Below are 25,553 nucleotides of genomic sequence, written 5' to 3'. Positions count from 1 at the left end.
CTTCAATCATTATGGGAGAAATCTCAAGCCTCAAGCGGCATCTGCCGCTGACTTGTTCCCAAGGGCAAAATTGAGATATGATATAAATCGCGTATTGCGTTAAACTGAAATTTAGTTCAGCGCAATGACTGAATCAAAAACAGCTTGTGCGCTCTTAGTTCAGTTGGTAGAACGCAGGTCTCCAAAACCTGATGTCGGGGGTTCAAGTCCTCCAGGGCGCGCTTAAGAGCAAAAAACAAAGCCCGAAATAATTACGCAGCTGCTAATATAGCAGTTAGCGATAATAATTTCGGGTAAACTTATTGTATTTGCAGTTGTTTTGCTTTCAGTTAAGTGAAATAAAGTCGAAACTGCAAACTGGGATAACCAAATTTTAGATTTTAGATTTTGGATTAAAAAGACAAAATCTGCCGATTTTAGATTTTAGATTGAGAATAGATTTAAAATCGACAACCCAAAATCTAAAATTAAACGCCTTTGCCTTAAGGTATGGGGTAAATCTAAAATCCAAAATCCAAAATTGAGTGACAAATGGGGGAATAAAGGGTCGTGGCCAAAAAAAGCGAAGCAGAATTGCCAGAAACCACAAATGGGTTTAGCTTGGGCAAGTTCATACAGGGAATCAAGGAAGAACTTGAGAAAGTAGTCTGGCCCAGTCGGAAACAAATAGTGAGCGAATCCGCCGCTGTGTTGTTAATGGTGGCACTCTCCGCATCTTTGATATACTTGGTCGATGGATTGTTTGGTTGGGCAGCAAAACAGGTGTTCTGATGACTTTTGCAACAGACGAACCTCGCAACTCCACGTTGCAGTCCGAGGAAACAGGAGAAACAGCAGAAGCAGCGTCAAAAGAAGCACGCTGGTATGCAGTGCAAGTAGCCTCAGGCTGTGAAAAGCGTGTAAAGACTAACTTAGAGCAACGCATTCAAACTTTTGATGTAGCTGACAAAATTGTCCAGGTAGAAATTCCGCAAACGCCAGCGGTGAAAATCCGCAAAGATGGCAGTCGCCAGCATACAGAAGAAAAAGTTTTCCCTGGCTATGTGCTGGTGCGGATGATGATGGATGATGATACTTGGCAGGTGGTACGAAACACCTCCCATGTAATTAATTTTGTGGGTTCAGAACAAAAACGTGGTAGTAGTAAGGGTCGCGGTCATGTCAACCCAATACCACTGAGTTCTTCAGAAGTCGAGCGTATATTCAAACAAACCAGTGAACAGGAAGCTGTTGTCAAAATTGACATGGCTACTGGTGATAAGATAATGGTGCTTTCTGGTCCATTTAAAGACTTTGAAGGTGAGGTGATTGAAGTCTCTCCAGAGCGGAGTAAGCTCAAAGCCTTGCTCTCAATTTTCGGCAGGGATACACCAGTAGAATTGGAATTTAATCAGGTAGAGAAACAGAGCTAAATACAAATGGCGAAGAAAATAGTAGCGGTCATTAAACTGGCCCTGAATGCTGGAAAAGCCAATCCAGCGCCGCCAGTGGGGCCCGCGTTGGGTCAACACGGCGTCAACATTATGATGTTTTGTAAAGAATACAACGCCAAAACAGCAGATCAAGCTGGAATGGTGATCCCTGTAGAAATTTCGGTTTTTGAAGACCGGAGTTTTACATTTGTACTCAAGACGCCACCAGCATCAGTGCTAATTCGGAAGGCGGCGAAAGTTGAAAAAGGCTCGAATGAACCCAACAAAAAGAAGGTTGGGTCAATTACCAAAGCACAATTGCAAGAAATAGCCCAAACGAAACTCCCCGATCTTAATGCCAACGACATAGACGCGGCAATGAAGATTGTGGCAGGAACAGCTAAGAATATGGGTGTAACAGTCACAGATTAAAAAAGTTATGAGTCATTCAATTTTGGATTTTAGATTTTAGATTTTAGATTTTAAATTTTTTTTAATCCAAAATCCAAAATTAAAAATCTCAAATTGGCAGAGTTATGAGTTTTAAATTTAGTAACTCCTGATTCCTCACTTTTAACTTCCTACTCCAAAATCTAAAATCCAAAATTGTATCGGGGGAGAGGCGAAGCTTCGGAATTACCCCAGGAGAAAAAAATGGTAAAAATATCGCGTCGTTTGCAGACGCTGCAAGCAAAAGTAGAAGATAAGGACTATCAACCCCTAGAGGCTTTAGCCCTTCTCAAAGACACAGCAACAGCTAAATTTACTGAAGCTGCTGAAGCGCATATCCGGCTGGGAATTGACCCCAAGTATACAGACCAACAGTTACGGACAACAGTAGGACTGCCTAAAGGTACAGGACAAATCGTCCGGGTGGCGGTGATAGCCAGAGGCGAAAAGGTAAACGAAGCAAGCAACGCTGGTGCTGATATAGTAGGTTCAGAAGAACTGATTGACGAAATCCAGAAAGGTAGAATGGATTTTGACAAGCTGATTGCCACACCCGATGTGATGCCACAGGTGGCAAAGCTGGGTAAGTTGCTTGGGCCACGTGGTTTAATGCCATCGCCTAAGGGTGGAACCGTGACATTTGATTTAGCAAGTGCGATCGCCGAATTCAAAGCTGGTAAATTAGAGTTCCGAGCCGATCGAACTGGTATTGTCCATGTTATGTTTGGTAAGGCAACTTTCTCGCCTGAAGATTTGTTAGTCAACCTGAAGGCATTGCAGGAGACGATTGACCGTAACCGTCCTTCAGGAGCTAAAGGTCGTTATTGGCGCACATTTTATGTGTCAGCCACTATGGGGCCATCGATTAAAGTTGATATCACCGCCCTACGAGATTTGAAACTGAGCGAAGCAGGTTAATAAGAGTTATGAGTTATAAAGTTAGGAATAAAACTACTAACTCCTAACTACTCACTCCTAACTTTAAATTAAATAGGCAAAGCCGGAGACAGCAGGTGCTAATAGCTTAATATCCTGCCGAGGTTAAAACTCTAATTGTCAGAATTACCACCTATAAAGGTGTGATAACTATGGCATCAGGAGTCTTACTACTCAACCCCGGCTATATTAGCTGGGGTTTGTTGTTTGGGTTCAGGTTTAGAAGAAACGTACAACTAGGGCACTTCCCCGATTATTTTAAGGAGGTGAGATTGGAATGGGTAGAACAGTAGAAAATAAAAAAGAGATAGTAGCTGACCTGAAAGTTACTTTGAGTGAGTCAACTCTGGCCCTGGTAATTGACTATCAGGGGCTAACAGTTTCTGAAATCACAGACTTACGGCGGCGGCTGCGTCCCAGTGGCACCGTTTGTAAGGTGACGAAGAACACCCTAATGGGCATTGCCATTAAAGATGATCAAAAATGGCAACCTCTGTCAGAATTGCTCAACGGTGCTTCCGCCTTTTTGCTGGTAAAAGAAGATTTTTCATCGGCAATTAAGGCATACCAAGAATTCCAAAAAGTCAGCAAGAAAACAGAACTTCGCGGTGGTGTACTGGAAGGTCGTCTACTAAAAGAACCTGATATCAAGGTATTGGGAGACTTGCCATCTAAGGAACAACTCATAGCCCAAATTGCTGGAGCTATCAACGCTTTGGCTACCAAGATTGCTGTGGGTATCAACGAAGTTCCTGGTTCACTGGCTCGTGCTTTGCAGGCTGTGGCTGACCAAGAGCAAAGTGGTGGTAGCACCGAAACTGCTGCTGTAGAAGATAGCAGTACTGAAAGCCCTGCTGTAGAAGATAGCAGTACCGAAACCGCTGCTGTACAAGATAGTAGCACCGAAACCGCTGCTGTAGAAGATAGCAGTACCGAAAGCCCTGCTGAATAGATTTCGTGGTTTATCAGTCAAGAGTCAAGAGTCTATAGTTAAAGACCAATGACAAATGGCTAAATAAATAATCAAAATTACAGGAGTTATATCAATGTCTGCTACAACCGATCAAATTTTAGAACAACTAAAAACCCTGTCTTTACTGGAAGCTTCTGAGTTAGTCAAGCAAATTGAAGAAGCTTTCGGCGTGAGTGCTGCTGCACCCGTTGGCGTAGCGTTCACAGGTACTGGTACTGGTCCTGCTCCTGCTGAGGAAGTTGTTGAGCAAACCGAGTTTGAAGTAGTTCTCGAATCAGTCCCAGCTGATAAGAAGATTGCCGTGCTGAAGATTGTCCGGGAATTGACCGGTTTGGGTCTGAAAGAAGCGAAAGACTTGGTGGAAGCTGCGCCCAAGGCAGTTAAAGAAGGTATTGCTAAGGATGCTGCCGAAGATGCTAAGAAGCGGATCGAAGAAGCTGGCGGTAAGGTGACTGTTAAGTAGTCACAATTCTATTACTAGTTTTTTATTAAGGAGTCTGAGTCAGGCTCCTTTTTTTATTACGGTTTTTGTAAAAATAGAAATACTAGATTGGTTAAAGCGATCGCCAGAAATTCTTAAGCATCTAGTAGCGGACGGATAAAATCGCATACTTTTAATGTTTGAACTTGTCCCCGTGCGGTAGTCTGAACGGTAATGTTATCCCTCTTTTGTCACTTTCGGCAGATAATAATCTGTAACCCTTGCCCAGATAAGATTTTACCTATAGAGCTTTGTTTAGAGGTTTCTATTAGTTTGCGATCGCTAATCTTTTCACTAAATCTAGGTTTCATCATTTAGCCTCAATTTTTATTTCCCCAGAGTGACAAAAGAGGGATTAGTTGATGCAATGGCATTGTTAGTCAAAACAATCGTATTGTTAGTCGGAACAATCGTATTGTTAGTCAAAACAATCGTATTGTTAGTCGGAACAATTGCATTGTTAGTCAAAACAATCGTATTGTTAGTCAAAACAATCGTATTGTTAGTCGGAACAATCGCATTGTCAGTCAAAACAATCGCATTACAGGTCGATTGAGAACCACTATAAAGCCGTCAGCTCGCTGAGGGTTAATTGTTTTGTTATTTCAATAAAGCGACTTTACTCTGTCGCGGGGAATAAATCATTAATGCTCTAGAAAAATCCTTCTATGCCACGTTTCCAACAAAGCGACGTTACCCTGTCCCCGGAAATGGAGAACGCTGAAGCTGGATTCCAAATTGCATCGTTTTCAACAAAGCGACGTTACCCTGTCGCGGGGAATGAATATAGAGTAAAGGTAAGGATTACAGCCGTTTAGAGTTTCCAACAAAGCAACGTTACTCTGTCGCGGGGAATAGGTGAGTTTCAAGAATCCATTGTGGCTCACAAAGCGGTGACAACTAAACCGCGACTTGGAAAACCCCTCTTCACACGCCTTGCCTCAAAGCCGATTGCCCTATCATTCTTTGCCATCTTGTGATCAGGCTTTATCTTAGAGGAGTGACATTTAACTCTTTACGCCAGTCTACTAGCGGCTTTTCCCAAGCCTCTTCCCACTTCTGCGCCAGAAAGGGTTTTGCCTGATACCCCAAATCGTAGCCCTGCTGAATCACACGTACAAGCGGGTTTAAATCGCTGTTCATCTTGATCATATTCAGCGTTATTGCGGCAATCAACATCACTGCAAGCGGAGAGCGATTTTGCGCGAGCTGAAATGCTTGCAGCCCAAGTTCTCCAGCAGAATCGATGCCAAATCCTGTAATGGTATGCCAAATATCATGGGTTTGTCGCATCCGCAGAGCTAAATAGCTCGCGTCATCTTGAAGCTCGACTTTGCGATAAAACTCTGGATCAAGGTTGGCATCTCGCATGTGAGAGGCATAGACAAAGCCTAACGAATCAGATGGCAGTTTGAGTAACGCTTCTAGATTGGGAGTCGGTGCAATATATTGTTCTTCAAAAAGTTGAGCGATTTCAGGATGAGACTTGAGATAGATAATCGCCGCAGTAGAAACTTCATGGTTGGCTAACGCAGCAGCAATATCAAAAACTGCCTCGATATCTGCTCCGTTATCGATAAAGGCAACGAAACCTTGCAGACCTAAGAGAAGTTCTGGAGTAACCGATCGACTTATATCAGCATCGATAATGGAGGGAGGTTTTGACATCGGGAAACCTTAGATAATCAAAATGAACAATGAATTATAGCTGGAGCGCAACTCCCACATCCCTTTATCCTAGCCCTTTCAAGGTGAACCTTTGTACTATGAAATAAATGATATTTTAACCCAATTTTGACACCATACATCCTACTACATATTCATCGGCTGAAAATCCCCTATATGCCCAACAACATCCCTGACGCAGCCAAAAAAGTACCCTTGATGTTTTAAGCACAAACCAAAGGGCGTTGCCGGATACAATATGATGACCAAGCCCGAAAACAGAAGCGATCGCAACAGGCAGAACGTTGGGCTGAACAATGGATAGACAAAGCTTACCCGAATCCTCCGATATTTGGTGACCAGGTGCAAACTCGCTCTTACAGCATCAGTTGGCGCTTTGTTACCAATAGCGGACAGGATGATGGTGTGATTCGTCCGGTCAATTGGTGCTAGAGGATGGCCCTTTTATCCTGGTAGCAGCATGAAAGGAATTTTTCGCCTCGAATGTATCCTGTTGTCCGATTACTTCAAGACCTGAAAAAACCGAATCAACCAATACCCAAAAAAACTAATCAATATTTAGAGCTTTTAACATTCTTTCCTGATGATTCTGATTAGTCAGAACAGTTTTTAGAGTTTCTCGAATCCCATCCGAAAAAGATATTACAAAAACTCTGGGGCAATTAATTAATAGTCTATGAAGAGTGCTGAATTAAAAAACCTCTAAGAGGTTTTACTACGCAAAACCGTCCCTCTCCGCATCGGAGAGGGACAGACTTGAACTTTAGTTTAAGGCAGGGAGAGGTTCCTTGAACTGACGTTAACTTTAATAGGCGATCGCAGTACAAGTTATAATACAGTAGGATAAGCAATACTTAACCTAATCTTGTCAGATTTAAGTCAAGGAGGTTTTATGCAAAGAGTTAGCTCTAATTTGAGTTTAAAAAATCTTTATGAAATTGATGAGCATCTCTGGTTAGAAGAAACAATCAAGATACTGAAATCTAACCATTTAGAAGAATTAGATTTAGAAAATTTAATTGAGGAACTAGAAAATTTGGGTCGTCGAGACAAAGCGAAGGTGGCTAGTTTACTAGAACAAGTTATTAGACATCTTTTATTGCTGCAATATTGGCAAGAAGAATCTCAATTTAATTCTGGACATTGGAAAGCAGAAGTTAGGAGTTTTAGGAATCAATTAAAACGGAACTTGACAACGAATTTATATCAATATTTAGAAAAGGAATTAGCATCTATTTATGATGATGCTTTAGGATATGTAATTGACAAAACTGAGGGTAAACTAGATAGCTTACCTCAATATTGCACTTATACCTTAGAACAGTTACTTGATATTAATTATCTACCTGAAAACCTGTAAGATGAAAATTGATGTTTGCAATTAGGCATCCTACATTTACTGTACATGGAGAATAACGGATTTGAACCGATGGCCTCTGCGGTGCGATCGCAGCGCTCTACCAACTGAGCTAATTCCCCTTCATGAACGCTGAGTCAAGAGTAATATCACTCGTTAGCTCAACACCCGCTCACCATAAAGTATTCTAACATTCAGTTACCGATGGCTGAGGCTGTTTTTGGGAATAAACCTTCTGCACACGTTCGAGTTCCAAATCACTGAGATAATCAACAGTCCAGTTACAGCAGCGCTGGAGCATGTGGAATGGGTAAGTATTCGCTACACCAACAACTTGCATTTGCGATCGCTTCGCTGCTGCTATACCAGCTGGAGTATCTTCAATTGCCAAACACTCTTGTGGTTGAAGATTCAATTCCGGATATGCTTTATTCAGGCGTTTCACTGCCAGTAAATAACCATCAGGTTCTGGTTTACTGGTGGTGATGTCATCACCCGCGACGATAATTTTAAAATGTTCGGCTAGTTTAGCTCGCTGGAGTACCAATTCTATTTCTTTACGAAAAGCGCCACTGACTAAACCTAGTTTCAGATTCCGCGATCGCACCTGAAATATTAAATCTTCTACACCTGGATATAAAGGCAGTTTCTCTATTTTCTCTAGTTCCACCACATAGGCTTGGGCTTTGCGGTACAGCAACTGAGTTAAATAGTTTTCGTTATCTACTCTACCACGATTAGCGAGTAATTGCTGAAAACAAGCGCGATCGCTGCGTCCAAGAGAAGCTTGACGCTCATCGACGCGTTGGGGTTGGAGATTTTCTTCCATGAGAATCTCATCTATCAGTTGCAGGTGGATTGGCTCATCGTTAATGATCACACCATTAAAATCAAAGAGAACTGCCTTTAAACTCATGCCATTATGCCAAACGCTAAAGATCCTATTCCCTTCAAATCATTATTATCTATTGATGTCGGAGTGGACTGGCGGATATTTTCAGTTGTGATCAGTTTAACGCCGCTAGTTACTTGATGTATCCACCATACTTCCTGCGTAGGCGTAGCCCGTCGTAGACATCGCACAGCTTCAAATCTGTCTGCACCCATATTCGCATCCATGCTCCCAGCAGCATACTCACGAATATATGGCTCCTCAAAAATATCATTAAGCCATTCTAAGTTAGGCAGAGTCTTCTAATTACGACTCATTTCATTGCTCATGAGTATTGTAAACCCAGGACAAACTCATTTGCAGCAAGCCCCATAAACTAAATCAATTTTGGTGCGTTGGCGCAGCCTGCCGTAGGCATCGCCCACACTACCACTACTTAATTTATGTATTTTAAAATAATCAACCAGCAAAGTTTTGTAAGCTGCAAAAATTATCAGTAGCTTGAAAGCTACATATTGCATAAAAACTTTGATTTTTACTAGCTAAATAAGCCCGTGACGAGGATTGAACTCGTGACCTCACCCTTACCAAGGGTGTGCTCTACCACTGAGCCACACGGGCGAAATATAATTTTTGTTGTAAGTTAGAATGCTGGGAGTTTTGATGCTCACCCAGTCATTATAACTTATAACTTCGTAAGTGGTGGGCCGGGCTGGATTTGAACCAGCGTAGGCGCTAGCCAACGGATTTACAGTCCGTCTCCATTAACCACTCGGACACCGACCCAATTTGTCTCACGATTTTGAATTTTAGCACCATCTTTTATAAATTGCAAGTGCTTAGAAAAATAACTTGTGGGTAGAGACGCAACAAAACTGCGTCTCTACCATCTGGATAAAAAATACTAGTTACATACTCATCTCTAGCATTCGTTGCATTGGTCGCAGTGCAGCAAGGCGGATATCCTCTGACATGGTAATTTCGGGAGTGCGATTTTTCATTGCCCAGTAGAGCTTTTCTAGGGTGTTTAACCGCATAAATGGACATTCGTTGCAGGCGCAGTTATTCATTGGCGGTGCAGGAATAAAATGCTTGTCAGGAGCTAGTTTTTGCATTTGGTGAATGATTCCAGGCTCCGTAGCAACGATAAATTCCTTGGTGGGGCTGTTTTGACAATACTTGAGTAAAGCGGCTGTAGAGCCAATAAAGCTGGCGTGGCGCAATACACTACTTTCACATTCTGGGTGGGCGATCGCCTCTGCTTCTGGGTGGGCAATTTTTAACTGGACAATTTTCTTTTCCGAAAAGGTTTCATGGACAATACAGCTACCTTGCCATAGCACTAAATCTCGTTTGGTCTGTTCCATGACATACCGCCCCAAATTCCGATCTGGGGCAAAAATAATCGGCTGTTCCTTCGGTATCTGCTGCACAATTTTCACAGCATTGGAACTAGTACAAATAATATCGCTCATCGCTTTAATATCAGCAGAGCAGTTAATGTAAGACACCACCAGATGATCTGGATGCGCTGCTTTAAAAGCTGCAAACGCCTCTGGTGGACAACTGTCGGCTAAAGAACAACCAGCATTCAAATCTGGTAAAAGTACTAATTTATCGGGATTAAGGATCTTTGCTGTTTCTGCCATGAAATGAACACCAGCAAAGACGATCACATCCGCATTGGTTTTTTCTGCTGCTTTCGCCAGTTGTAATGAATCCCCAATAAAGTCTGCAATATCCTGAATATCTGGCTCTTGATAATAATGCGCCAGAATAACTGCATTGAGTTCTTTTTTGAGACTCTCAATGGCGGCAAACAAATCTAGTGGTAGTTCACCCGGTTGGGTTTTTTCTCGTTGAGCTAGTGCAGTAGTAAACACAGTTAGGGGGTGCTCTAAGTTGCAAATTTATATCCTGTGGAATCAATTATAGTAGTTTTTACCAAAAATAGTGGGCGGTTGATATTTTCGGGTTGTGTCCAAATCGGGCTGAGTTTCATATCCTGGAGATAGACGGCAAGGAAAGTGGCATGACCAGTCAGAAAACTCAATTGATAACCCTGAAAATTGCTGTAGTTGGAGATGTTCACGACCAATGGGAAGTGGAAGATGGTATTGCACTCAAGCATCTGGGTGTTGACTTAGTGCTGTTTGTCGGGGATTTTGGCAATGAATCGGTAGAAGTGGTCAGAGCGATCGCCGCTCTCGATATTCCCAAAGCAGCCGTGATGGGCAACCACGATGCTTGGTACACCGCTACGGAATGGGGACGTAAGAAGGCTCCTTATGACCGCTCTAAGGAGGACTGGGTACAAGAACAACTCGATTTATTAGGCGCGTCCCATGTCGGTTACGGTAAGCTAGATTTTCCCGCTTGGAATTTAACTGTAGTGGGGGGTCGTCCCTTTACCTGGGGTGGCCCAGAGTGGAAATTCGCGGAAATCTGTAAAGAACGTTACGGTGTGACGAGTTTGGAAGAATCCGCCGATCGCATCTTTAAAGCAGTCAAAAGCGCTGCTTACGAGACGATTATATTTTTGGGTCACAATGGGCCTAGTGGGTTAGGCGATCGCCCCGAAGACCCCTGCGGCAAAGACTGGCACCCAATTGGCGGCGACTTTGGCGATCCAGATTTTGGCGAGGCGATTTCTCAAGCCTTGACTGCTGGTAAAACTATTCCCCTGGTGACATTTGGTCATATGCACCATACTCTAAGACATACTAAGGTGCTGCGGAAATCTATCTTTAGAAGTCCAGAGGGGACAATTTACTTGAATGCAGCCACTGTGCCGAGGATTGTGAAAAATGACAGCGAGAAGTTGCGTAACTTTTCCATTGTCTCCCTAGAGGCGGGTATGGTTTCCCAAGTTTCCCTAGTTTGGGTGGACAATGACTTCCAGGTGGCTTCAGAGGAAATTTTGTATGAGCGATCGCGTAGTGTGTCGTAGACATTCGCATCTACTAGTGCAATCTGCGTAGATGATACGATATAGTATGATCTGTCAGCTTTAGTGCTAACCAACAAAAGCGCCTGAATAGCGTCTGAAAGTAAGGTAAACACAAGTTTGACAGATTTACTGGAGAGGTGGCAGAGTGGTCGATTGCGTCCGACTTGAAATCGGATGAGGCTAAAACCTCCGGGAGTTCGAATCTCCCCCTCTCCGTTGAGGAATTAAAAATTAAAAATTAAAAATTGAGGAGGATGAGCTTAGGTGGAGCCTTTGGTGGAGATAATGATGGCACCAAGAATTTTTGTTAGTTCTTCGGCTTCGGTTTGGAGTTGACTAATTCTTTCTTGAGGTACTATTTCGGAAGCAATGAGCAATCTTAACCAATACCGAGTTTCACGGGATTCTTTTAATGCAATCATGAGCTTGCTAATAAAATCTGCTTTGCTTTGAGCAGCTTGTGCTTCTTCTACATTAGCTCCTATCGATGTTCCTGACCTTAATAACTGTTGAGCAAGGGTTCGCGCTACTCCTGGTTTGTCATCCAAAAACTGGCACAATTTGACATAGGTTTTATCTAGAGCAATGCTAAATGATACGTGAGAATTAATAAAGGCTATAACGCTTGTAAAATAAGGATTTTTTAGCTTATTATTTTCTCACCAATGATTCCGGATTGTTATAACAAAGACAGGATAATCTACGGGGTGTGTTTTTCTATTTCTAATTGATAAATCTTATTTATTTTAGACTCTTCTTTTATATCTATTCTGGCTAACATTGGTGTAAAACCATTTTTTCTAATAAGAACATCTAATTCTTGTTGTGGTGGAACTTTAAGTTTAATAAAGCCTTGATTATTGGTGTTTTGAATCGACGGGCTACTTTCATTTACAAATACGACTTCAGCATTTTCTATTGGTTTTCCTATATTATCTACAATCAAAATATTAATATATTTTTCATTATTTTCATTATTAAAAATCAAATTTATTCCAAATATTACAGATAGTACAGTAGATATTACAGTAATTAAAGATAGTAGAGGACTGTAAAAATCTGTCTTAGAAGTATTGAATAGTGTAGATATTTTATTACTGCCTTTAACCTCATCTTGACGGTAATCTATCTTTCTCTTTAATTCTTCTAAGTTTTTTTTGGGGTCATTTTCATCTTTCATTTTTGATTCTTGTACTAATAATCTAAATTTGCTGAATATAATTTTCGTAAGTAGAAATGATACTTTCTAAAACAAACCGAGTTCTATAATCTTTTGTAGCACTGATAACTTCGACTGAAAAATCTTGTATGTTATTTTCTCGACAAGCTTGAGATATTTCTGATTCTATTTTTTCAAAAAGTTTTTTAGCATAGTCAGTATGATCTAAATTAGAAGGATTAGGTAAAAAGCCGTTTTTTAGTAAATCTTCTATAATATCAAATTTATTTATCACAAGTTTAACACTTCTTAAATTAAGACTGTAAATGACAGAAAAAACTATTTCTAAACTTCCATTTATGTAAGATGTGTGTTCTTTAATTCTTTCATTTACTTTTACTTCTGTGTTACTATTTAGCCACAACAATTGTTTCCGTTCTGTATCTAAAATATCATCGTTTTCATCAAAGCGTCCTACAATATCCACTAGAAATAAAGCAGCATTTACTAGACGTTTATTTTTTCTTCCTACAAATTTATCTGGAATATTAGTAGTCACTTGAGACTGTTTTTGCCCTTTATAATCAATTACGCGAATTTTAGTGTATTTCCGTTTTAAAGAGTTACGTGGAATTTCAAGTTCATAACAGTGAATATCTGTTGTTGACACATGAGGAAGTGTATTAGCCGTATACCAACTATTTGCTAAACTTGTTTTACCTGTCCCTGCACCACCGTATAAATAAATAGTACAACCTTTATTTTTTAAATTAGGTTCGTTTAAATAATTATCTAACCATTCGCTAACAGGCTGAATAGCATAAGTTATAATAGTTATTAATACAGGAAATATAAGAGCTATAAGTATATCGGCGTAAGTAGGTTGTTTAATTTTTTGAATATAAATTATCATCATAATAGTAATACTTACTAAAGCAATAAAGAAAACAATTCTTCTCTTAGTCATTAAATTTTATGCCCCGAGTATTTTTTATATAAATCTGTAAGTATTATTACATAATTATTATATACGTTGAATCTCAAATAAACTTGTAGGCAAAAGCTACAACTTTTTAAATTATTAAGAACAGCAAATACTCTTCAAAAGCGCTGAACAATCTTAAACTGTTCTATCACGCCCTTGTCTAATTGCCCTTTCAGCTTCAGGAAGGGTTTAACTTACCTCCTTAGCCTTTCCGAGATTAAATTTAGGGAATGAAGCCGAGGCAAGCTGTAAGCTATTTTAGCAGGAGTAAGGAGAGCGATCGCCCCCATCGTTTATCTACAATAGCCTTTAGTCTTTAATGGATAAGAATTACCAAGAAATAGGATATTGCTCATCTTAAGGCGACTAGTGAGAGCAATGACTAGCCTTTATGCTTGCATCGTGCTAGCATGATAAATCCTACTTCGAGGTAAAGCGATGGCTACCCTTTATGTAAGAAATTTACCCGATGATTTGTATGCCAAGCTGCAAGAGTTAGCCGCATCTCAGCACCGTTCAATTAACGCCCAAGTTATAACTCTGTTAGAACAAGCTTTAAAAACTGAAGCACAGCAAATAGAAGACCAGAAACGACAAAATGTACTTAAAGTCATAGAAGAAAGTCGCCAGCGTCGCCGTGTGAATCCAGCAGACTTCGGATTACCTGATAGTACTCAACTGATTCGAGAAGACCGCGACAGATGACTACCCCGCTTAGATGCGTGTTAGATACCAGTGTATGTATCAAGTATTTTATCGCTGATCCACTAACTGCCAAAGTTAATCAGCTTTTCGACCATTTTGCCAATCCACAGACGGAAATATTTGTTCCAGACCTTTTTTATATTGAGTGTGCTAACGCTTTATTGAAGTACGTCCGTGCAAGGATGTACACTGTTGCTGAGGTTCAGACAGATTTAGCCACCCTCAAAGCTTTTCCTTTACGTGTTGTTTCAACATCTGACTTGATGGCGGATGCAGTTGCGATCGCCTTAAATTATGGAATCTCCGCCTATGATGGCTCTTATGTTGCACTTTCACAGCAGGTAGGTGCTACTTTGCTGACTCTCGACGATAAGCTGGTGAAAGCTCTAGCAACTTCGTCTTACAATGTTTGCTCGTTTAATGACTTCGAGGTTCCGCCGTTGGAGTCAATGTAGAAGCGATCGCTCTTTCTTACCCCTCAAAGCATTAGATGAGACTAAACATCTCGATACAAACTCATAACTGGGGAAATTGAATTTTTATCACCGACTTACTTAGTTGCAATAAAATTAGTTTGTAGAGCAGGCAATCAACCTACTGTTTTTTTGTTTTTAATATTTAATTGTCAAAAATGCCTTTTACTTATAACCGCACGGTTCGCTTTCAAGATACTGATGCTGCTGGGGTAGTTTATTTTGCTAACGTTTTGGGTATTTGTCATGAAGCTTATGAAGAATCTCTAGAAGCATCAAGTATTAATCTCAAAGATTTTTTTGCTAGTCCATCTGTGGCTTTCCCTATTGTTCATGCTAATATTGATTTTTTGCGCCCTATGTTTGTAGGGGACAAGTTGCTGATTAGTTTAATACCTCAAAAACTAGGTGTTGATAAGTTTGAAATTACTTACGAAATTACAGTGGCTGAGGTGGTAGTTGCTAAGGCTATTAGTAGGCATGTTTGTATTGATGCGAGTAGTAGAAGTAAGCAGGAATTACCTGAAGAAATTATCCAGTGGTTGGATACGAACCGCAGAGACGCTGAGAAGCCAGTGCGTTGCGGGGGTTCCCCCCGTTGAAGCAACTGGCGCGGCGCAGAGAGAAGAAAGTCGAGAGAGATTATGTGATCGGATTTTGCAGGAATTCTGTGGCTATTTGCTGTAGTTGTTGGCGGTTAATCTTACCTTGGGAGTTGCGGGGTAAGTTTTGCTGGGGAATCCAATATTTAGGGATTTTAAATTTGCTGAGTTTGTCTTTGAGTAGGGTTTGGATTTTTAAGGCAGAGGTATCTGATTGTTTGGGAATGTAAATAGCTGTTAAGGCTTGTCCCCAGTGTTTATCTGGGATGCCGATGACACAAATATCGGCAACCATTTGAGTTGCTTGTATAGCTGATTCAATCTCTGCTGGGTAAATATTTTCTCCACCTGTAATAATTTTGTCGCTGCCACGTCCAACAATATTTAAATAATTTTGGTCGTCTAAAAAGCCCAAATCATCTACTTGGAAAGTATCCTGATTTTCTCTGGTTTTAGGATAGTAACCAAGCGCTAAAGATTGAGCATGAATAGTGATATTTCCTATTTGATTTGAATTTAAAATTTTGCCTTGCTGATTGTGAATAGTTATCTGGGCATGGGGTAAAATCTGACCACTACTAATTTTCCCGCTCAGGAAATCATCTGGTTTGAGGGTAGCAATTTGAGAGGCGGTTTCTGTCATGCCATAGGTTGGTGCTAACCGGATGTGATGAAATCTGGCTTTTTCTAGTAGTTCGTTCCATGCTGGCGCACCTCCCAAAAGTACAGTATTAAATTGGGATAGCCATTCAGTTAATTCGGGATTTTCTAAGAGACGTTGTAACTGTGTTGGTACTAAAGATATAAAAAAATTAGATTTTTTAATATTCAATATTTGACCGGATTCTACTGCTTTGAATGGCAAAATAGCCAGTTTACCTCCGGTGGTGAAAGAGCGCATAAATTGCATTAAACCGCTAACGTGATGCAGTGGCAATACACAAAAGGAATTAACTCGCTTTAATTGAAAGTATTCTATAAATCCTTGTACAGATGCTGTGAGAGTTTCCCAAGTGTGGATGGCAAATTTAATCTGTCCTGATGAACCACCTGTGGGAATCATAATCATTGGGCATGGGGCATGGGGTATTGGGCATTGGTAATTATTCCCATTCCCGATTCCCGATTCCCGATTCCCGATTCCCCAAATAATATCTGGCTGTACTAAATCAAAGACTTGTTGCCATTCTTGTGTTCCCCAGTCGGGATTACAAAGAAAAACTGGACAATTAGCTGCACAAGCGGCAATAAAACTGGCTAAAAATCGTAATGGTTCGCGTTCAGCTAAGATAATTTTTGGTGGTGTTCTCCACGCTGATAACTGTGTGAGTTCAAAATATAATTCTTGAGCTACTTGATTAAATTCACTGCTGTTATAACCGATAAGCCAATCATCTTGAGCCAGATTATTAAGACAGTCTAAAGGTCGTTGCATAAACTTTGAAGCCACGTTTCCTCTTGTTCAAAAAAATGGTCGATGCCAAAACCAATTGCCCTGTTGTTTCGGGATAATTCTGCTGCTAGCTGGAGTGCTGCAAGTCTTGCGATCGCAGTTTCAAATACTGATGAAAATACAGTATCAAGTTGATGCTGGTGGCAAAACTTTCTCAGACGAGATGGTGATCCGACTATCCCAGGCTTTATCACAAAAATCCCTCGCCAACCTTGTTGATAACAGGCGGCGAGTTGTCCAAGTGTGGCGACAGATTCATCTAAGGCGATCGCAGTTTCATAACTCATACTCAATTCCAACATCCCCTGAAATTGCTCGACAGGCAACGGTTGTTCAATAAATTCAATTTCTAGGGATAGTTCTCCATTTGCCTTGAGATTGTCGCAAGTCCACAGCCATAAGTTAGCTTCTTCATAGGTGAGTCCACCGTTAGCATCTAATCGCAGTTTCGTAAAAGCAGGTAAGGTGTGTACCAGGGACTCAAAAATTTCTAGTTCATCAGCGATCGCATCTACACCAATTTTCCACTTAAACGTGCGATATCCCTGCTGCCATAGGGTTTCCCATTGATTTAAAGCTGCTTCCCCAGATGGTAATAAGCCACTGTAGGGGAGGAGTGAGGAGTTAGGAGTTATGAAATTATTTTTTTCATCCCCCTTACTTCCGACTCCCCACTTTCCACTCCCCCACTCGCAGGCTGACTCAAAGCCAAATTGACAAGCTGGTAACTCATCTGGGATGGAGAAAATTATCTCGTCTGTGATTTCTTCTGGGAGTTGGCGACAAAAATCTAAAGCTTGTTCTAGGGTTTCGGAACCGAACCAGCTAATGGGGGCAATTTCCCCCCAACCGACTCTAAGAGTTTCATCAGTGAGACGGAGGATAATGCCCTCACGAATATCCCAATTACCATGATTGGTAGTCAGTGTTCGCCCAAATCTTCGCTGATAGGGACGAAATTTAAATTGATAACGCATTAATTAGTAATTGCTAAAGCATAAATCCCAAGCCCAGCAGCAAGCAAGCCCAGAAATGCACAGCTACAGCGATGAATTTACAGTTACTAACTTTGTCCGGTTGGTTGTGATTTTGTTGGACGTGGCGGCATAATTTGACAGCAAAGGGCAAACTCAGCCAACTCAGCAATGTCCAAGCTGGAGAAATTCCCCACAGGACAAACAGCAAGGTGAGGGGATAAATGCTACCAGTGAACCAAACTAGGAGTTGGGCCCCTTTTGCTGTTCCTAGACGGACGATAGGCGATCGCTTCCCTGCGGCGATGTCATCCTTAACTTGGTGAAAGTGTGAGCAAAACAAAATTAAGGTAGTGGCAATCCCCACAATGACTGAGGCTGCTAAACTCGTTATTGACCAAGTTTGAGTTTGGCTGTAATATGCTGCCTCCACTGCTAAGGGGCCAAAGGCAAAAAAGCAAAGAATTTCGCCTAAACCCTGATATCCTAAACGAAAGGGAGGCCCTTGGTACATATAGCCCAAACCGCAGCACAGCAGAATTATGGCGATGACAGTTAGGTCTTGTTGCCAAAAGGCGATCGCTAGTATGCCCAGTAACCCCAAACCTAAACACAAATTTCCTATCCAAAATATTAATAGCTTATTGCCTGTTAAGTTCACCAGAGAATGGTGCTTATTTTGATCAATACCTGTTTCAGAATCAAAGACATCATTACTGATATTTTCCCAGGCCAGAATTAAAATTGCCGCAGTTACAAAAGTAGAAAATACTGCACCATTGAACATTTTAGTTTCTGCAATTGCTACTGCTGTTCCTACCCAAATGGGCATAATGGCAACGCTGTACATTGGCGGTTTAATCGCTGCCATCCATAACTTAGTGTTGGGATATAAAATCTGCTTGGTAGTCATCAGTTGTGATTAATTAAATTGCTGGAATATTACTCACACTTTAGATTTTATGATTTAAAGAGACTTCAGATATGGGTGATGTACAAACAACTGTCACTTTTACTGTGGCTTGTTAACCTTGTGTTGTTAACACTCACCCTGACGTTGCAATATAAGGCTGAAACTGGCTTATCATGTTCTGAGAACACCACAAACAAGGCAAACCCTACGCTGGTAAAATGGCAACTTAATATGTTACCTGTAAGAATACGACCACGATTAATTACACTTTAGGAAGTTAACTTAAAAAAAATTTACTATCGTTAGAAGATCCATGACAGTTTTACCATGTCGTAACAACTTATTTGTAGAACACAAAGATTTATATCAATTTCTGGTAGCAGTGCAAGAAAAGTGCGTCAACAATAATTGCAGACAAATTGTCAGTATCTCCCAGGAGATTGATTTAGTTGACCCTTTACTTGTATTGGACAAAGTTACACAAGCAAATGAAATAAATTTTTACTTTGAGGACAAAGGTAAAGGAGAAGCGATCGCGGCAATTGATGCTGTGACAAAATTACAAATTGATGGAGTAGACCGTTTTACTAAAGCAGAAAACTTTATCAAATCTTGTCTAAAAAATATAATTAATTTTGGTAACGTTAACCAACCTTTTTCTGGGCCTCACTTTTTTTGTTATTTCAGCTTTTTTGATAAAAGTTCTCAAGTAGATTATCCATTTCCATCTGCTACCATTTTTCTCCCCCGTTGGCAAGTAGCTGTGAAAAATCAGCGTTGTATATTAGTAACAAATATAATTATCAATGAAAATGTAAATATTCAAAGGTTGTTGGAGACTGTGCAAAATAAAATTGAATTTCTCCAATCTTTAGAATATTACTCTGCTAATATTGATAGTTTTCCGGCAAAATTCTCCAATAAATCTGTCACGAATGCTGCTCAGTTTAAACGTTCAGTAGTATCTGCTTTGGAAAAAATTCGGTCTAGTCATTTAAGTAAGATTGTGCTAGCAGATATATTAGACGTCAAGTCAAGCAATCACTTTGACTTAGTTAAATCCTTAAATAATCTTAGGCAAATACATCCTAATTGTTATATTTTTTCTACAAGTAATGGCAAGGGACAAAACTTTATTGGTGCAAGTCCAGAACGATTAATTAGTATTAATAATCAACAGTTAATCACCGATGCATTGGCTGGTTCAGCACCACGAGGTAAAACCCCTACTGAAGATGCAGTTAATGCCAATCGCTTACTCAATAGTGCAAAAGAAAAGCACGAACACTCGCTGGTACTTGATTTCATTACACAACGCCTATGCCAGTTAGGTTTATTCCCCCAAATATTAGCACCCCGCCTGCGACAATTATCGAATATCCAGCATTTATGGACACCAATCAGTGCTATGGTTCCTGCTAACATCCATCCATTAAAGATTGTCGCCCAATTGCATCCTACACCAGCCGTTGCAGGTGCAGCACGAGATGTAGCCTGTGCTGAAATTCGTCGTTACGAAAAGTTTGAAAGAGGTTTGTATGCTGCGCCTCTAGGTTGGATAGATTCTCAGGGGAACTGCGAGTTTATTGTGGGAATTCGTTCAGCATTGGTCTATGGCGATCGCGCGAGATTGTATGCTGGTGCTGGTATTGTCGCAGGATCTAATCCTGATAAGGAGTTTGCAGAAGTGCAGCTTAAGCTTCAGGCGTTACTCAAAGCGTTAGTTTAAAGAGACTTCCAAGTTAAAAAACATCCAAAGATTTCTCTGTATCAGGACTTACGCAAAATCATGATAAAACGAACCGCAATTGCGCAGCGTCTCCAAGAGTTGGACGCATTCGCGCAGCGTCTCCAAGAGTTGGACACAAAGGAATAAGAGTTTCAGAGAGTTCTTGCGTAAGTCCTGTGTATGAGAGCTTAGATTTTAGTTTTAAACTAAATCCTGATGAGTGAAAGCTTTAGCATTCGCCCCGGTGTAAGTAGCCACAATATGGCCATCACCAGTCATTTGATATTTGTATGTGACTAATCCCTCTAAGCCAACAGGGCCACGGGGAGGCATTTGTTGTGTACTAACCCCTACTTCTGCACCGAAACCATAGCGGAAGCCATCAGCAAAGCGGGTGGAACAATTGTGGAATATATTGGCTGAATTTACCAGTCCAAAGAAAGTTTTAACAGATGCGGAATCTTCAGTAATAATTGCGTCAGTATGGCGAGAACCATATTCGTTAATATGAGCGATCGCATCTTCTAAAGAGTCTACAATCTTAATCGACAAAATAAAATCGTTGTATTCTGTTTCCCAGTCTATTTCTGTTGCAGTTTTGATGTCAGACAAAATCTTTAAGGTGCGTTTATCACCTCTTAATTCCACATCTCGTTCTTCCAAAGCCTCAGCAACTTTGGGTAAAAACTCTGTAGCAATAGAGGAGTGAACTAGCAAAGTTTCAATTGCATTACAAACAGCAGGATATTGCGCTTTGGCATCGACAGTAATTGGAACTGCTTTAGAAATATCAGCGGCTTTATCTATATAAAGATGACAAATCCCATCGGCGTGACCTAGTACCGGAATCCGCGTATTTTCCTGCACAAACTGGACAAATGAATTAGAACCTCTAGGAATAATTAAATCTACATATTTATCTAACTTCAAAAGTTCTAAAGTTTCTTCTCTAGTTGTTAGCAGTTGCACCGCATCAGGATTAACAGCAGTATCAGATAATCCTTGCTTAATTGCTTTAACTATTGCTTCACAAGAACGCACCGCTTCCTTTCCACCTTTAAGAATTACACCATTACCCGATTTAATAGCCAAAGAAACAATTTGAATCGCTGCCTCTGGACGGGCTTCAAAAATAATCCCTAAAACACCTAAAGGACAAGTAATCCGCTTGAGAATCAAACCAGTGTCTAATTCGCGGTGAATCTGTACTTTACCAACTGGATCAGCTAGCTTACCAACATCTCGTACCCCAGCGATCGCATCTCTTAACTTATGTTCATCTAACTGCAAGCGTTTATAAAGTGGTTTGGCAATTCCTTCAGAAGTAGCAGCTTCACAATCAGCAACATTTGCTTGTAAAATTTCATCTCTGGCTGATTCTAAAGCTTGAGCGATCGCAGCAAGTGCTTGATTTTTGGCTTCAGTGGAGAGAATCGCTAGCTTACTTGCAGCTTGGCGGGTTTGCCCTGCGATCGTAATTAGGGGAGAAGCAATGTTAAGAATAGTCATAGCACAAATCTTTACCTTTTCCTCATCTTATCAACACTGAGTTAATCATTGGTTATTAGTTATTTTCCTCCCTCCTCCCTTATCGTCTTCCTCCAATCGGGTGAACCATGTGGGTAATCAATAATTACTCTGATCGGGTGAAGCAAGACTTGGTTTAAAACATTTATTCTGTAATTATCGAACACAGAAAAACCAGAGGTAATAATTTCACAGTTATACAAATATTTTAAGTATTAGTACAGGCATTATTTGAAAGTCTTAAATATGATTTATGCGTACCGAGACTAGAGAGACAAAGTGAGTTATGTTTCTCTAGTCTTTTTATTAAATGAATAATTTATACTGCTCTTTCTCCTGCCGAAGGGGTTTGACTGTGCCAATTTTAGATTTTAAATTAAAGAATGAAGAATTAAAAATTATTTTGGTTCATGCGCCGCCCCTAGTGAGCGCAACAAATCTAAAATCCAAAATTCGGCTTGGGCCACACCCAATCTTGTTGGGGTCAATCCAAAATCCAAAATCCAAAATCCAAAATTGATAGACTTATGAGCCTTCTTTTGCAAGTTGCGCTTTTGCCTGTTGCCACAAATTTTCTAACTCATCCAAACTGTAATCAGAAAGGGGACGGTCAACAACTGCCTCCATTTTTTCTAATCGCTGAACAAATCGCTGATTTGTGCCTTGCAAAGCGGCGCTAGGGTCAAGATTATGCCAACGGGCTAGTTGAATAGCTGCAAACAGTAAATCGCCTAATTCTGCTTGTTGTCGTTCTAGTGTTTCCTCAGCCAAAGCCTGTTGAAACTCCGCCAACTCCTCATGAAACTTATCCCAGACACCCTGAATATTTTCCCATTCAAACCCGATCGCCGCAGCCTTTTGGGAAATCTTCATCGCCGCCGTCAGCGGGGGAAGGGTACGCCCATAACGACCGAGTTTAGCACTAAGTTTTTGCGCCTCTGGAGATGCTTCACCTTTTTCCTCCGCTTTAATTTGTTCCCAGTTTTGCCGCACCTCATCCACACTTGCTACCGACACATCACCAAACACATGGGGATGACGGCGAATCAACTTTTGGGAAATTCCTTGAGTTATTTCTTTAAGGGAAAATTGCCCAGATTCGCTAGCGATTTGGGCTTGCAGTACCACTTGTAATAATAAATCGCCTAACTCCTCAGCGATCGCCCCCTTATCCCCACTCTTAATCGCGTCCACCACCTCATAAGCTTCCTCAATCACATAAGGCGTCAGCGTTTCAGCAGTTTGCGCCAAATCCCACGGACAACCCCCATCAGGCGATCGCAACTTCGCCACCACCTCAATCAACTCCTGCAACGCCGCCAAACTCTCATTTTGATTTTCCATACCTCTGCGTACCTCTGCGCTTCCCTTAGCGTCCCTTTGCGTTTAAAAAATCATTTCTTAGTCTTCGGCCGACGACTACCACCCCTCACTTTCCGCCTCTTCATTTTGCCACTAGGAAGCAACCCCCCAACCCCCTGCTTTTTAAAGCGCTTATAAGCCGAACCGCCCCAATCGCTGAGAGAATGACTCATTGCACCGAGTTCCAACCCCAAAAACAGGGCAATATATTCAGTATCGTATTGTACGAGCGATCGCCCCACAGTTTGTCCCAAATCCTGCCAAGTAAAGCTCAGATTCCCCAACCTTTCGGCAATTGCCAAAACGAAAATAGCCAAAATAGCTAGCAAGCAGCCCAGATAAAGTATCCGCAATATCGTGCCAATAATCGGCCCGTGGGATAAAAAAGAACGATGACGGAGACTTTTTTGATAAGGTAGCCAAATCCAGCGCAAGAAACCCCAGCGTTGAAATTGCACAGAGTAAATATCCAAATCGGGGCCAAACATTAGCCCTCCAAAGAGAAACCCGCCTGCAACCAACAAAGTTGCATTGCTACTGCGAGTCTGCCAGAAAGTAACGCCCGCCACCAACGGCAGAGCATACATAGTAATGCGATCGTGTGTCCGACCAGAGGGCATCCTAAATCCTGTTAGCGATAGCGGGGCGTTTAGCCCGTGCTGAGTAACTGAATACTGAGTCAGTATAAGAGAAAAAAAGATTTTCCCAAAACAACTAGCGCCACGCGAAATGTTTTGCTATATTAGTTAAGGATTAGTAAAAAGGGCGGTTAGCTCAGTTGGTAGAGCGCCTGCCTTACAAGCAGGATGTCATCAGTTCGAGTCTGGTACTGCCCATTAATTAGAATAAGGCTAGAGACAGCTTACATGCTAGTTTCTAGCCTTTTTGAATTTGTGGTATTTCCTAACTACGGCAGAGGACGCTGGCGAATCTGATCGCGCTCTACTACCGTAAACCGCTCCTCAAATTGCAATCCTTCTATCTGTAGTAAATTTAACAACAGTGTGGCTGGCTCCTCAGGAGTATGGGGGCGAAACCGCAGATAAATCACACCCGTTGGTGATGGTAATTTTAAGCGATAGATGAGTTCGCCGTAGTCGCGATCAAACGTTAAAATCACCCGTTGCTCATTAGCCGCACGAGTCAAAACCTCTGTATCTTCAATGCCTGGAGAATCCTCTGTCACGGAAGCGACATCATAGCCCACTTGCCGTAGCAGCCGCACACTGGGCAATGGGAAGTTTTCATTCGCCAGAAACCGCATTACCTGGCCTCAGTAGATAACAACGGTGTGTAGAATACATCGTCTTTGAGACACTCCGCCGCAAACGCGAATACGGCTTGAATTGCAGGAGCGCTCAGAGTTGGGTAGCTTTGTATGACTTGCTGTTCTGTCCAACCTTCGGCAAACAACCCCAATATGAATTCCACGGATAGCCGCGTTCCTTTGACAACAGGCTTTCCAAGGAGAATTTTCGAGTCTGAATGAATATAAGTTCTCCAATCCATACCAGTTTACATTTATGGGGCTTCATCTATTATGGGCGATGCCTACGGCGGGCTGCGCCAACGCACCAGTAAGATATAGCAATTCTCGTTTGGATGCAGGAGAGTAAGACTCAAAGCCTCTCCCCTCTTAGGGGAGAGGTTTGGAGAGAGGTCATAGACATATTTTTGCAAAAGTGAGATAACTTCATTTTTTTGCACAATGTCTCACTAATTCTGTAATTTCTTAAGCTCTGCATCTGTAAACGGATTCTTCCCTGCCCGTAAATCTTTTACCCAGCGCTGCCGTTGTGCTTTGCTATCTTTATCGTCACTCTGGGCAATGTATGCCTCAAAGTCCTCAATTGCCCCTTGGGTGTCGCCTGTCAGCGCCCTAGCCAAGCCACGACTATCACGAATTTTGCCATCTTCAGGTGTAACTGCAACGGCTTTATCACAGGCTGGTAAAACATCGGCGGCTTGTTTTTGCAGACTCCCGTACCAGCATAGTTTATTCCAAGAACTTGTAGGAATTTCGACTTTTGGATCAAACTTGAGAGCTTCGGTATAATCTCCTAGCGCTTCCTTAAACTTTTTCTCTTCTAAGCGGCTGTTTCCTTCATCAACTGAGCGTTCAGCCTTGGCTGGATTCGCCAACTCTTTCGCTCTCGCCTGGAAATCAAACTTTAATTTATTATCCCACTGCTGTGCTTTGCCAAACTTTTCCACAGCGCCCTTAATATCATCATTTCGCGCTAAGTTCTCACCTTGGATGACTAACGTTGTCGCCCCTTGCGCTAACCGCACTGAAGTTTGGCACGATCGCAACTCTTCTAACACTTCTGGATGGCCAATGAAGTAATTATTCAGCAAATTGCAACCACTGCGTAATAAATTATTTAAATCCAAATCCCATAAAATTATCGTCTTGTCAGCACTAGCAGAAGCTAACTGTTGTCCATTGGGGCTGTAGGCGACGCTTCTGACCCTATCGCTATGACCAGTCAGAGTTTTCAGGAGTTGACCACTGCTGACATCCCAGATTTTGA

Annotated in this window: 27 protein-coding genes, 6 tRNA genes, 3 pseudogenes and 1 other annotated feature; of the genes and pseudogenes, 16 read left to right on the top strand and 20 right to left on the bottom strand. The window is 41.4% G+C overall.

Annotation, left to right across the window (positions count from 1 at the left end; all coding sequences use genetic code 11):
- Positions 1–148 precede the first annotated feature (148 nt).
- The 8 genes and pseudogenes from Q0541_RS32825 to Q0541_RS34680 all read left to right on the top strand — a co-directional run bounded on the left by Q0541_RS32825 (position 149) and on the right by Q0541_RS34680 (position 4,837).
- Positions 149–221: transfer RNA gene (locus Q0541_RS32825), tRNA-Trp, on the top strand.
- A gap of 328 nt (positions 222–549) precedes the next feature.
- Positions 550–771 (top strand): preprotein translocase subunit SecE, encoded by a 222-nt coding sequence (gene secE / locus Q0541_RS32820; protein WP_298920969.1) that lies wholly within the window; start codon positions 550–552, stop codon positions 769–771.
- Positions 771–1,412, top strand: coding sequence for a transcription termination/antitermination protein NusG (gene nusG, locus Q0541_RS32815; protein WP_273766608.1), 642 nt, complete (start codon positions 771–773; stop codon positions 1,410–1,412). The genes secE and nusG overlap by 1 nt, the downstream gene beginning before the upstream one ends.
- Before the next feature lie 6 nt (positions 1,413–1,418).
- Complete coding sequence (rplK, locus tag Q0541_RS32810; RefSeq protein WP_273766606.1) at positions 1,419–1,844, top strand: 50S ribosomal protein L11; 426 nt, start codon at positions 1,419–1,421, stop codon at positions 1,842–1,844.
- A 222-nt stretch (positions 1,845–2,066) separates the two neighbouring features.
- On the top strand, positions 2,067–2,780 hold the full coding sequence (rplA, locus tag Q0541_RS32805; protein ID WP_298920963.1) for a 50S ribosomal protein L1: 714 nt from the start codon (positions 2,067–2,069) through the stop codon (positions 2,778–2,780).
- Positions 2,781–2,844: 64 nt separating this feature from the next.
- Positions 2,845–3,012 (top strand) — a sequence feature (ribosomal protein L10 leader region).
- A 63-nt stretch (positions 3,013–3,075) separates the two neighbouring features.
- Positions 3,076–3,606, top strand: a pseudogene (gene rplJ / locus Q0541_RS32800) (50S ribosomal protein L10); the annotation flags it as partial.
- 238 nt (positions 3,607–3,844) lie between these two features.
- Complete coding sequence (gene rplL, locus Q0541_RS32795; protein ID WP_298920961.1) at positions 3,845–4,234, top strand: 50S ribosomal protein L7/L12; 390 nt, start codon at positions 3,845–3,847, stop codon at positions 4,232–4,234.
- A gap of 390 nt (positions 4,235–4,624) precedes the next feature.
- Positions 4,625–4,837 (top strand): hypothetical protein, encoded by a 213-nt coding sequence (locus Q0541_RS34680; protein ID WP_366941960.1) that lies wholly within the window; start codon positions 4,625–4,627, stop codon positions 4,835–4,837.
- A 402-nt stretch (positions 4,838–5,239) separates the two neighbouring features.
- Here Q0541_RS34680 and Q0541_RS32790 read toward each other — a convergent pair whose 3' ends face one another.
- A complete protein-coding gene (locus Q0541_RS32790; protein ID WP_298920959.1) occupies positions 5,240–5,920 on the bottom strand; it encodes a Coq4 family protein in 681 nt (226 codons plus the stop codon).
- A 910-nt stretch (positions 5,921–6,830) separates the two neighbouring features.
- On the opposite strand from Q0541_RS32790, the gene Q0541_RS32785 reads away from it, so the two are divergent.
- The gene (locus Q0541_RS32785) at positions 6,831–7,298 is read left to right on the top strand and encodes a DUF29 domain-containing protein (RefSeq protein WP_298920958.1); all 468 of its coding nucleotides are present in this window, start codon (positions 6,831–6,833) and stop codon (positions 7,296–7,298) included.
- 46 nt (positions 7,299–7,344) lie between these two features.
- Here Q0541_RS32785 and Q0541_RS32780 read toward each other — a convergent pair.
- The 7 genes and pseudogenes from Q0541_RS32780 to nadA all read right to left on the bottom strand — a co-directional run bounded on the left by Q0541_RS32780 (position 7,345) and on the right by nadA (position 10,070).
- Positions 7,345–7,417 (bottom strand) — tRNA-Ala (locus Q0541_RS32780).
- Positions 7,418–7,482: 65 nt separating this feature from the next.
- Complete coding sequence (locus Q0541_RS32775; RefSeq protein WP_298920957.1) at positions 7,483–8,211, bottom strand: HAD family phosphatase; 729 nt, start codon at positions 8,209–8,211, stop codon at positions 7,483–7,485.
- A pseudogene (locus Q0541_RS32770) lies at positions 8,208–8,495 on the bottom strand (methyltransferase type 11); the annotation flags it as partial. The gene Q0541_RS32775 and the pseudogene Q0541_RS32770, both read right to left, overlap by 4 nt.
- A gap of 45 nt (positions 8,496–8,540) precedes the next feature.
- Positions 8,541–8,708 (bottom strand): hypothetical protein, encoded by a 168-nt coding sequence (locus Q0541_RS32765; protein WP_298920955.1) that lies wholly within the window; start codon positions 8,706–8,708, stop codon positions 8,541–8,543.
- A gap of 28 nt (positions 8,709–8,736) precedes the next feature.
- Positions 8,737–8,808: transfer RNA gene (locus tag Q0541_RS32760), tRNA-Thr, on the bottom strand.
- 79 nt (positions 8,809–8,887) lie between these two features.
- A tRNA-Tyr gene (locus Q0541_RS32755) sits at positions 8,888–8,973 on the bottom strand.
- A 122-nt stretch (positions 8,974–9,095) separates the two neighbouring features.
- On the bottom strand, positions 9,096–10,070 hold the full coding sequence (gene nadA, locus Q0541_RS32750; protein ID WP_298920953.1) for a quinolinate synthase NadA: 975 nt from the start codon (positions 10,068–10,070) through the stop codon (positions 9,096–9,098).
- 149 nt (positions 10,071–10,219) lie between these two features.
- On the opposite strand from nadA, the gene Q0541_RS32745 reads away from it, so the two are divergent.
- Complete coding sequence (locus Q0541_RS32745) at positions 10,220–11,137, top strand: TIGR04168 family protein (protein ID WP_298920951.1); 918 nt, start codon at positions 10,220–10,222, stop codon at positions 11,135–11,137.
- Between the two features lie 131 nt (positions 11,138–11,268).
- Positions 11,269–11,353 (top strand) — tRNA-Ser (locus Q0541_RS32740).
- 44 nt (positions 11,354–11,397) lie between these two features.
- Here the strand turns inward: Q0541_RS32740 and Q0541_RS32735 are convergent.
- The 3 genes from Q0541_RS32735 to Q0541_RS32725 all read right to left on the bottom strand — a co-directional run bounded on the left by Q0541_RS32735 (position 11,398) and on the right by Q0541_RS32725 (position 13,263).
- Positions 11,398–11,748, bottom strand: a complete 351-nt coding sequence (locus Q0541_RS32735) for a four helix bundle protein (RefSeq protein ID WP_298921058.1) — start codon at positions 11,746–11,748, stop codon at positions 11,398–11,400.
- Positions 11,749–11,837: 89 nt separating this feature from the next.
- Complete coding sequence (locus tag Q0541_RS32730; RefSeq protein WP_298920949.1) at positions 11,838–12,317, bottom strand: hypothetical protein; 480 nt, start codon at positions 12,315–12,317, stop codon at positions 11,838–11,840.
- Positions 12,318–12,339: 22 nt separating this feature from the next.
- Entirely contained in the window at positions 12,340–13,263 is a 924-nt protein-coding gene (locus tag Q0541_RS32725) for a hypothetical protein (protein ID WP_298920946.1), read from the bottom strand.
- 456 nt (positions 13,264–13,719) lie between these two features.
- On the opposite strand from Q0541_RS32725, the gene Q0541_RS32720 reads away from it, so the two are divergent.
- The 3 genes from Q0541_RS32720 (at position 13,720) to Q0541_RS32710 (ending at position 15,061) form a co-directional block, all read left to right on the top strand.
- Complete coding sequence (locus Q0541_RS32720) at positions 13,720–13,986, top strand: Arc family DNA-binding protein (RefSeq protein WP_298920944.1); 267 nt, start codon at positions 13,720–13,722, stop codon at positions 13,984–13,986.
- Positions 13,983–14,441: a type II toxin-antitoxin system VapC family toxin gene (locus Q0541_RS32715; protein WP_298920942.1), complete on the top strand. Its 459-nt coding sequence runs from the start codon at positions 13,983–13,985 to the stop codon at positions 14,439–14,441. Before Q0541_RS32720 ends, Q0541_RS32715 begins: the two co-directional genes overlap by 4 nt.
- 176 nt (positions 14,442–14,617) lie before the next feature.
- Positions 14,618–15,061 (top strand): thioesterase family protein, encoded by a 444-nt coding sequence (locus Q0541_RS32710; RefSeq protein WP_298920940.1) that lies wholly within the window; start codon positions 14,618–14,620, stop codon positions 15,059–15,061.
- Positions 15,062–15,101: 40 nt separating this feature from the next.
- On the opposite strand, the gene Q0541_RS32705 is transcribed toward Q0541_RS32710, so the two are convergent.
- From Q0541_RS32705 to menA, 3 genes are read right to left on the bottom strand one after another with little or no spacing between them, the layout of a single operon-like run.
- On the bottom strand, positions 15,102–16,496 hold the full coding sequence (locus Q0541_RS32705; RefSeq protein WP_298921056.1) for a 2-succinylbenzoate--CoA ligase: 1,395 nt from the start codon (positions 16,494–16,496) through the stop codon (positions 15,102–15,104).
- Complete coding sequence (locus Q0541_RS32700; protein ID WP_298920939.1) at positions 16,481–17,491, bottom strand: o-succinylbenzoate synthase; 1,011 nt, start codon at positions 17,489–17,491, stop codon at positions 16,481–16,483. The genes Q0541_RS32705 and Q0541_RS32700 overlap by 16 nt, the downstream gene beginning before the upstream one ends.
- A gap of 13 nt (positions 17,492–17,504) precedes the next feature.
- Positions 17,505–18,401: a 2-carboxy-1,4-naphthoquinone phytyltransferase gene (gene menA, locus Q0541_RS32695; protein ID WP_298920935.1), complete on the bottom strand. Its 897-nt coding sequence runs from the start codon at positions 18,399–18,401 to the stop codon at positions 17,505–17,507.
- 313 nt (positions 18,402–18,714) lie between these two features.
- Between menA and Q0541_RS32690 the strand changes: the two genes are divergently transcribed.
- Complete coding sequence (locus Q0541_RS32690; protein WP_298920933.1) at positions 18,715–20,130, top strand: isochorismate synthase MenF; 1,416 nt, start codon at positions 18,715–18,717, stop codon at positions 20,128–20,130.
- A 201-nt stretch (positions 20,131–20,331) separates the two neighbouring features.
- Here Q0541_RS32690 and Q0541_RS32685 read toward each other — a convergent pair whose 3' ends face one another.
- From Q0541_RS32685 to Q0541_RS32675, 3 genes are all read right to left on the bottom strand, one after another.
- Complete coding sequence (locus tag Q0541_RS32685) at positions 20,332–21,639, bottom strand: glutamate-5-semialdehyde dehydrogenase (protein ID WP_298920929.1); 1,308 nt, start codon at positions 21,637–21,639, stop codon at positions 20,332–20,334.
- Positions 21,640–22,182: 543 nt separating this feature from the next.
- Positions 22,183–23,001 (bottom strand): nucleoside triphosphate pyrophosphohydrolase, encoded by an 819-nt coding sequence (gene mazG, locus Q0541_RS32680; protein WP_298920927.1) that lies wholly within the window; start codon positions 22,999–23,001, stop codon positions 22,183–22,185.
- 50 nt (positions 23,002–23,051) lie between these two features.
- Positions 23,052–23,639, bottom strand: a complete 588-nt coding sequence (locus Q0541_RS32675; RefSeq protein WP_298920924.1) for a metal-binding protein — start codon at positions 23,637–23,639, stop codon at positions 23,052–23,054.
- 143 nt (positions 23,640–23,782) lie between these two features.
- Here Q0541_RS32675 and Q0541_RS32670 point away from each other — a divergent pair.
- A tRNA-Val gene (locus tag Q0541_RS32670) sits at positions 23,783–23,855 on the top strand.
- A 71-nt stretch (positions 23,856–23,926) separates the two neighbouring features.
- Here Q0541_RS32670 and Q0541_RS32665 read toward each other — a convergent pair.
- The 3 genes and pseudogenes from Q0541_RS32665 to Q0541_RS32655 form a co-directional block, all read right to left on the bottom strand.
- A complete protein-coding gene (locus Q0541_RS32665) occupies positions 23,927–24,283 on the bottom strand; it encodes a DUF5615 family PIN-like protein (RefSeq protein ID WP_298920922.1) in 357 nt (118 codons plus the stop codon).
- Positions 24,283–24,528: a DUF433 domain-containing protein gene (locus Q0541_RS32660; RefSeq protein ID WP_298920919.1), complete on the bottom strand. Its 246-nt coding sequence runs from the start codon at positions 24,526–24,528 to the stop codon at positions 24,283–24,285. Before Q0541_RS32660 ends, Q0541_RS32665 begins: the two co-directional genes overlap by 1 nt.
- 207 nt (positions 24,529–24,735) lie before the next feature.
- Positions 24,736–25,553 (bottom strand): annotated as a pseudogene (locus Q0541_RS32655) (ribosome assembly protein 4); the annotation flags it as partial.

The sequence above is a fragment of the uncultured Nostoc sp. genome, from assembly GCF_937863485.1.
In the GTDB taxonomy this organism is placed as follows: domain Bacteria; phylum Cyanobacteriota; class Cyanobacteriia; order Cyanobacteriales; family Nostocaceae; genus Nostoc.
The sequence above is the reverse complement of the archived record's forward strand: the minus strand, read 5'-3'. Positions and strand labels throughout refer to the sequence as shown.

What these genes read in the sequence shown, in the direction of transcription:
- menA (WP_298920935.1), bottom strand. Translation starts at nt 18,401, where the DNA reads ATGACTACCAAGCAGATTTTATATCCCAACACTAAGTTATGGATGGCA.
- Q0541_RS32665 (WP_298920922.1), bottom strand. Translation starts at nt 24,283, where the DNA reads ATGCGGTTTCTGGCGAATGAAAACTTCCCATTGCCCAGTGTGCGGCTG.
- Q0541_RS32690 (WP_298920933.1), top strand. Translation starts at nt 18,715, where the DNA reads ATGACAGTTTTACCATGTCGTAACAACTTATTTGTAGAACACAAAGAT.
- rplL (WP_298920961.1), top strand. Translation starts at nt 3,845, where the DNA reads ATGTCTGCTACAACCGATCAAATTTTAGAACAACTAAAAACCCTGTCT.
- mazG (WP_298920927.1), bottom strand. Translation starts at nt 23,001, where the DNA reads ATGGAAAATCAAAATGAGAGTTTGGCGGCGTTGCAGGAGTTGATTGAG.
- Q0541_RS32775 (WP_298920957.1), bottom strand. Translation starts at nt 8,211, where the DNA reads ATGAGTTTAAAGGCAGTTCTCTTTGATTTTAATGGTGTGATCATTAAC.
- rplA (WP_298920963.1), top strand. Translation starts at nt 2,067, where the DNA reads ATGGTAAAAATATCGCGTCGTTTGCAGACGCTGCAAGCAAAAGTAGAA.
- rplK (WP_273766606.1), top strand. Translation starts at nt 1,419, where the DNA reads ATGGCGAAGAAAATAGTAGCGGTCATTAAACTGGCCCTGAATGCTGGA.
- Q0541_RS32710 (WP_298920940.1), top strand. Translation starts at nt 14,618, where the DNA reads ATGCCTTTTACTTATAACCGCACGGTTCGCTTTCAAGATACTGATGCT.
- Q0541_RS32715 (WP_298920942.1), top strand. Translation starts at nt 13,983, where the DNA reads ATGACTACCCCGCTTAGATGCGTGTTAGATACCAGTGTATGTATCAAG.
- nusG (WP_273766608.1), top strand. Translation starts at nt 771, where the DNA reads ATGACTTTTGCAACAGACGAACCTCGCAACTCCACGTTGCAGTCCGAG.
- Q0541_RS32720 (WP_298920944.1), top strand. Translation starts at nt 13,720, where the DNA reads ATGGCTACCCTTTATGTAAGAAATTTACCCGATGATTTGTATGCCAAG.
- Q0541_RS32700 (WP_298920939.1), bottom strand. Translation starts at nt 17,491, where the DNA reads ATGCGTTATCAATTTAAATTTCGTCCCTATCAGCGAAGATTTGGGCGA.
- Q0541_RS32725 (WP_298920946.1), bottom strand. Translation starts at nt 13,263, where the DNA reads ATGACTAAGAGAAGAATTGTTTTCTTTATTGCTTTAGTAAGTATTACT.
- Q0541_RS32745 (WP_298920951.1), top strand. Translation starts at nt 10,220, where the DNA reads ATGACCAGTCAGAAAACTCAATTGATAACCCTGAAAATTGCTGTAGTT.
- Q0541_RS32790 (WP_298920959.1), bottom strand. Translation starts at nt 5,920, where the DNA reads ATGTCAAAACCTCCCTCCATTATCGATGCTGATATAAGTCGATCGGTT.
- Q0541_RS32730 (WP_298920949.1), bottom strand. Translation starts at nt 12,317, where the DNA reads ATGAAAGATGAAAATGACCCCAAAAAAAACTTAGAAGAATTAAAGAGA.
- Q0541_RS32685 (WP_298920929.1), bottom strand. Translation starts at nt 21,639, where the DNA reads ATGACTATTCTTAACATTGCTTCTCCCCTAATTACGATCGCAGGGCAA.
- Q0541_RS32705 (WP_298921056.1), bottom strand. Translation starts at nt 16,496, where the DNA reads ATGCAACGACCTTTAGACTGTCTTAATAATCTGGCTCAAGATGATTGG.
- Q0541_RS32660 (WP_298920919.1), bottom strand. Translation starts at nt 24,528, where the DNA reads ATGGATTGGAGAACTTATATTCATTCAGACTCGAAAATTCTCCTTGGA.
- Q0541_RS32675 (WP_298920924.1), bottom strand. Translation starts at nt 23,639, where the DNA reads ATGCCCTCTGGTCGGACACACGATCGCATTACTATGTATGCTCTGCCG.
- Q0541_RS32765 (WP_298920955.1), bottom strand. Translation starts at nt 8,708, where the DNA reads ATGCAATATGTAGCTTTCAAGCTACTGATAATTTTTGCAGCTTACAAA.
- Q0541_RS32785 (WP_298920958.1), top strand. Translation starts at nt 6,831, where the DNA reads ATGCAAAGAGTTAGCTCTAATTTGAGTTTAAAAAATCTTTATGAAATT.